5 protein-coding genes are annotated in these 5,321 nt (G+C 72.8%); 2 read left to right on the top strand and 3 right to left on the bottom strand.

What is annotated here, in order from left to right:
• Positions 1–38: 38 nt before the first annotated feature.
• The 3 genes from A2U95_RS03330 to A2U95_RS03320 all read right to left on the bottom strand — a co-directional run bounded on the left by A2U95_RS03330 (position 39) and on the right by A2U95_RS03320 (position 2,853).
• A complete protein-coding gene (locus tag A2U95_RS03330) occupies positions 39–803 on the bottom strand; it encodes a DUF4097 family beta strand repeat-containing protein (protein ID WP_166020729.1) in 765 nt (254 codons plus the stop codon).
• Between the two features lie 120 nt (positions 804–923).
• Complete coding sequence (locus A2U95_RS03325) at positions 924–1,553, bottom strand: ThuA domain-containing protein (protein ID WP_166020728.1); 630 nt, start codon at positions 1,551–1,553, stop codon at positions 924–926.
• Between the two features lie 43 nt (positions 1,554–1,596).
• A complete protein-coding gene (locus tag A2U95_RS03320; RefSeq protein ID WP_166020727.1) occupies positions 1,597–2,853 on the bottom strand; it encodes an FAD-binding protein in 1,257 nt (418 codons plus the stop codon).
• A gap of 220 nt (positions 2,854–3,073) precedes the next feature.
• On the opposite strand from A2U95_RS03320, the gene A2U95_RS03315 reads away from it, so the two are divergent.
• Positions 3,074–4,438 (top strand): radical SAM protein, encoded by a 1,365-nt coding sequence (locus A2U95_RS03315; RefSeq protein WP_166020726.1) that lies wholly within the window; start codon positions 3,074–3,076, stop codon positions 4,436–4,438.
• A 189-nt stretch (positions 4,439–4,627) separates the two neighbouring features.
• Positions 4,628–5,296 (top strand): YitT family protein, encoded by a 669-nt coding sequence (locus A2U95_RS03310; protein WP_166020725.1) that lies wholly within the window; start codon positions 4,628–4,630, stop codon positions 5,294–5,296.
• Positions 5,297–5,321 lie beyond the last annotated feature (25 nt).

The following is a 5,321-nucleotide window of genomic DNA, read 5'->3' as shown; positions in this document are numbered from 1 at the left end:
GGGCCGGCCGGCCGCCGGGCGGCGCCGCCCGGGGCGCGTCAGCCGGCCGCGTGCAGGGTGATGTCGCCGTTGTCGGAGCGGACGTCGAGCCGGTGCGCGCCGTCCGGGTCGGTCGGCAGCTTCGTCGTCACGTCGCCGTTGGACGAGGCGGCGTCCACCCGGTACGCGGTGCCCTCCGGGACCTCCAGGGTCACGTCGCCGTTGGACGACTCCACGGTCGTGCGCTCGGGCGCGGAGGCGAAGACCAGCCGGACGTCGCCGTTGTCGGAGACGGCCTTCACCCGGCGCGAGGTGACGCCGGTGGCCCGGAGGTCCCCGTTGTTCCCCTCCAGGGTGAGGGGGCCGGTGGAGTCCGTCACCTCGACGTCGCCGTTGTCCGTCTCGACGCGCAGCGCGGTGCCGAAACCCGAGGCCTGGATGTCCCCGTTGTCCCCGGTGACGGTCAGCTCCGTCCCGCGGGGGACCAGCACCTCGTACCTGGCCGAGCAACCGGCCACCACCACGCCGCAGTCGGTCCTCAGCTCCAGCCGGTCGCCGTCCATCTCCCAGGTGGCCTCGGGCTCGCCGATCAGCGCCCAGCCGGCGAACCACCGGGTCACCTCGATCTTCTCCACGTCGGCGGGGCGGACCGCCAGGTCCCCGTTGTCGGTGTCGACGGTGAGGCGGCCGGCCGACGCCGCGAAGGAGCGCTTCTGCGGCTCCGCGTCCTCCAGGCCGGAGCCGCAGCCGCTCAGCGCCGCCAGCGCGAGGGCGGTGCCGGTGGCGACCAGGGCGACACGGGCGGTGCGATGGACTGCGGCCACGGGGGCCTCCGTTCGGGTCGGGTGGGGCTTCGCGTCGGCCGTTGCCGACGGTACCGACGCTACGGAGCCGGGCACGCCGTCACGATCCGGCGCACCCCCTTCGCCGTACGGGGGCTGTCCCTACCCCCGGCCCTCGCAGACCCATTCCAGGCCGCCCCGCAGGTGGGCCAGGAAGCCGGGGTCGGAGTACGCCCCGTCGGCGTGGCCCAGGGCGGTCCAGAAGACGCGGCCGCGCCCCTGCCGGTGGTGCCAGGCCAGTGGGTGCCGGTCCTGGCCGCCGCGGAGCAGCACGTGGACCTCGGCCGGGTCGGGGCAGGGATCGAAGTCGTACCACTCGTCGCTCCAGTCCCACTCGGCCGGCAGGTGGGCCGTGGCCGGATGCGCCCGGTCCTCCACCAGGACACGGCCCGGCCCGTACGGCGGGTGGCCGGCGAACCGCGAACGCTGGAGGCTCCCGGTGTACCAGGGCCAGCCCTCCTCGGTGCAGGCCGCCGCGTGCACGCCGGCGAAGCCCGTGCCGGACTCCACCGCCGCCGCCAGCCCCGCGCGGGAGGCCTCGGTCAGGATGTCCCCGGAGGTGGACAGGAACACCACGGCGGCGTACCGGGAGAGGTCGCCCTCCAGGGCGGCGGGGTCCTCGGTGGCGTCCACCGTGAACCCGGCGAACCGGCCCACGGCGGCGAGGGCCGCGGGGATCGAGTCGTGGCGGTACCCGGTCGTGCGGGTGTGGACCAGCAGGCGGTGCGTCATACCGACACGGTAGGACGCGGCGGGCCCGCCGGGGGAGGGGGGATCAGTCGCCCAGGAAGTCGCGGACGAACGCGTTGCGGAAGGCGCGGCGGGGGTCCAGCTCGTCGGCCAGGGCGGCGAAGTCGGCGTGGCGCTCGTACCGTTCGCGCAGCACCGGACCGGGGACGGTGAAGACCTTGCCCCAGTGCGGCCGCGGGTCGAAGGGCGCCAGGGCCTCCTCGACGCGGGCTATGACCGGCAGGACCGCCGCCGTGTCGTCCACCCAGGTGAAGTGCAGCGCCACGCTGTCCCGGCCGTAGGACGGGCTCAGCCACTGTTCGTCGCCGGCCACCGTGCGGACCTCGGATATCTGCAGGACCGGAGCGACCGCCTCGCGGATCGCGGCCAGGGCGTGCAGCGCCTCCAGGGCCCTGGAGCGCGGCAGCAGGTACTCGGACTGGATCTCGTCACCGCTGCTCGGCGTGAACTCGGCCCGGAAGTGCGGCAGACGCTCGTGCCAGGGCCCCGGCACGCCCAGCTGCTCGGTGCAGTTGGCCGCCGGCATCCCCGGAACCGGATGCACCGGGCCGTCGGCGGCGGGCGCCCAGCCGAAGTCCAGGGGACCGTCGCCGGTCCGGTGCTTGACCCACACCTGCTCGAAGACCGGCCGGCGCCAGGAGGTGAACAGGCTGACGCTGTAGGCGCACTCCGCGACGGCGGTGAAGTCCAGCCCTTCCAGCGGGAGTTCCGTGAACACCCGCTGCTCGATCCCGAAGGCGGGCTCCAGGTCGAGGGTGAGTGAGGTGACCACGCCCAGCGCGCCGAGCGAGGTGACCACGCCGCCGAAGCGGGCGTCGTCGCGGCCGATCCGGATCAGGGAGCCGTCGGAGGTGACCAGGTCGACCTCGCGCACGGCCGAGGCCAGCGGGCCGTTGGCCGCGCCGGAGCCGTGGGTGCCGGTGGCGACCGACCCGGCCACCGAGATGTGCGGGAGCGAGGCCATGTTCGGCAGCGCCAGCCCGCGCGCGTGCACCTCGCGGGCCAGGCGGGCGTACCGCACCCCGCCGCCGACCCGGACGGTGCGCGCGGCGGTGTCCACCTCGACCTCGGCCGGCAGCGCGTCCAGGGAGAGCAGCACGCCGTCCGGGCCCGGGTCGGCGATCGTGTTGAAGGAGTGCCCGCTGCCCAGCACCCGCACGGGGCCCGCACCGGCCACCGTCTCGCGGAGCTCGCCGAGCGAGGCGGGCCGCGCGAGCTCGGCGGCGGAGAACACGACGTTGCCCGCCCAGTTGGTCGGGGCGGCGGCGGTGGTGGTGGTCATGCGAGGTTCCTTCGGGCGGGCGCGGTTCCGCGAGGACAGGCGCGCGGCGCGCGGTCCGGCCCTCAGCCTCTCACCCGCGGGCGGGAAAGCCCTCACCTGCGCCGACGACTGTGAGGCGCCCCACATCCGGGCCGCCTCGCGGCGTGACACGGGGACCCGGTACCGCACGCGCGTCACCGGCGGCATACGGTGAGAAGTCGCGCATGGGAAGGAGAACGGTATGAGCACGGGCACGGGCAGTCGTACCGCGTTGGTCGAGGATCTGATGGAGCGGTTCCCGCACGTACCGCGGGAGGCCGTGTTCAAGGAGGACCTGCTGCGGGGCGGGGTGGCGTTCGACGCCTCGGCGCTCAGCGACAACGAGGACGGCGAGGTCAAACCGAAGTCCTACTTCATCTTCTCCTTCGACCACGGCACCCTCCCCGAACTGGGCGAGGCCGCGCTGCGGCGCCCGCCGGAGGAGATCATCCTCACCGGCGGCCCCTACGACCTGCGGCGCACCGTCGTCTCGGTCCGGGTCAACCCGGGCTCGCCCTACCGGGTCGCCGCCGACGACCACGGCATGCTGGGCCTCTACCTCGACGGGAAGCGGATCGCCGACGTCGGCGTGCCGCCGATGCCCGAGTACTACCGGCACAAGCTCTCCAACGGGAAGTCCGTGATGGAGGTGGCCCCCACCATCCAGTGGGGCTACCTGATCTACCTCACGGTCTTCCGGGTGTGCCAGTACTTCGGGGTCAAGGAGGAGTGCCAGTACTGCGACATCAACCACAACTGGCGCCAGCACAAGAAGGCCGGCCGCCCCTACACGGGCGTCAAGGACGTGGAGGAGGTGCTGGAGGCCCTCGAGATCATCGACAGGTACGACACCCAGAAGACCTCCACCGCCTACACGCTCACCGGCGGCGCCATCACCTCCAAGGTCGCCGGGCGTGACGAGGCCGACTTCTACGGCCACTACGCCAAGGCCATCGAGGAGCGCTTCCCGGACCGCTGGATCGGCAAGGTCGTCGCCCAGGCACTGCCCAAGGACGACGTGCAGCGGTTCAAGGACTACGGCGTCAAGATCTACCACCCCAACTTCGAGGTGTGGGACGAGTACCTGTTCAAGATGTACTGCCCGGGCAAGGAGCGGTACGTCGGCCGCGACGAGTGGCACCGGCGGATCCTGGACTCCGCGGAGATCTTCGGCCCGCGCAACGTGATCCCGAACTTCGTGGCCGGCGTCGAGATGGCCGAGCCGTTCGGCTTCAAGACGGTCGACGAGGCCATCGCCTCCACCACCGAGGGCCTGCGGTTCTTCATGTCGAACGGCATCACCCCCCGGTTCACCACCTGGTGCCCGGAGCCGACCACGCCGCTCGGGAAGACCAACCCCGACGGGGCGCCGCTGGAGTACCACATCCGGCTGCTGCAGGCCTACCGGCAGACGATGGAGGACTTCGGCCTCTCCTCCCCGCCCGGTTACGGCCCGCCCGGACCCGGCCGCGCCGTCTTCTCGGTGAGCTCCTTCATGGACAGCCTCCCCGCCGACGAGACCTACGTGGACAACGAGATCGCGGCCGCGGCCGTCGAGCAGGCCTGACCGGCACACCGCCCGGCCCGCGGCCGCCCGCGCGGCCGTTCCCGCCGGCCGGTCCTCCCCGCCGCCCCGTGCGGCCCGCCCTCCGGGGCCGGCCGCACGGGGCGGCGGCGTTCGCGGGCGATGTCCTGTACCACGGAGTGACATCGCCTGGAAACAGGCGTGCGAAAAATAGGTGATACTTTTTCGGTCATGTCGAGTTCTGCCATCTCGACCGAGGCCGACTCCCGGGCCACGGTCGCCTCTCCGGTTCCGGCCGCCTCCCCCGCCGCTCCGCACACCCTCGTGGAGAACGCCGCGGCGTACGTGATCGGCGCCTTCCTGATGTCCTGGGGGCTCACCCTCCTGCACGCCGTCGGAGGCGTCACCGGCGGCCTCGCCGGCGCGTCGTTCCTCGTCAGCTACACGGGCGGCCTGCCGCTGGGAGCCGTCTTCTTCGTCGTCAACCTGCCGTTCTACTACTTCGCCGTGCGGCGCATGGGCTGGTCCTTCACCCTGCGCACCCTGACGGTGGTCGGGCTCACCTCGGTGCTGACGCCCGTCCAGCAGGAACTGGTCACCCTCTCCGGGATGAGCCCCTGGTACGCCTCCGTGTTCGGCGGTCTGTGCGTGGGGCTCGGGATGATCGTGGTGTTCCGCCACAACGCCAGCGGAGGCGGCTTCGGCATCCTCGCCCTCCACCTGCAGGACCGGTACGGCTGGCGGGCCGGCTACGTGCAGCTCGGCCTCGACGCGGTGGTGATCCTCTGCGCGCTGCCCCTGGTGGAGCCGATGGTGGTCCTCGCCTCGCTGGCCGGCGTCGCCGTGCTCAACCTGGTCATAGCGATGAACCACCGGCCCGGCCGCTACAACGGCCGCTGACCCCGTCGCTCCTCCCCGGCGTCCC

This window comes from Streptomyces chilikensis (genome assembly GCF_001642695.1).
In the GTDB taxonomy this organism is placed as follows: Bacteria; Actinomycetota; Actinomycetes; order Streptomycetales; family Streptomycetaceae; genus Streptomyces; species Streptomyces chilikensis.
Note: the sequence above shows the minus strand (reverse complement) of the source record. Positions and strands in the feature narration are given on the sequence as shown.

Excerpts from the sequence above, each read along its gene's own strand:
- A2U95_RS03315 (WP_166020726.1), top strand. The coding sequence starts at position 3,074 with ATGAGCACGGGCACGGGCAGTCGTACCGCGTTGGTCGAGGATCTGATG.
- A2U95_RS03310 (WP_166020725.1), top strand. The coding sequence starts at position 4,628 with ATGTCGAGTTCTGCCATCTCGACCGAGGCCGACTCCCGGGCCACGGTC.
- A2U95_RS03320 (WP_166020727.1), bottom strand. The coding sequence starts at position 2,853 with ATGACCACCACCACCGCCGCCGCCCCGACCAACTGGGCGGGCAACGTC.
- A2U95_RS03325 (WP_166020728.1), bottom strand. The coding sequence starts at position 1,553 with ATGACGCACCGCCTGCTGGTCCACACCCGCACGACCGGGTACCGCCAC.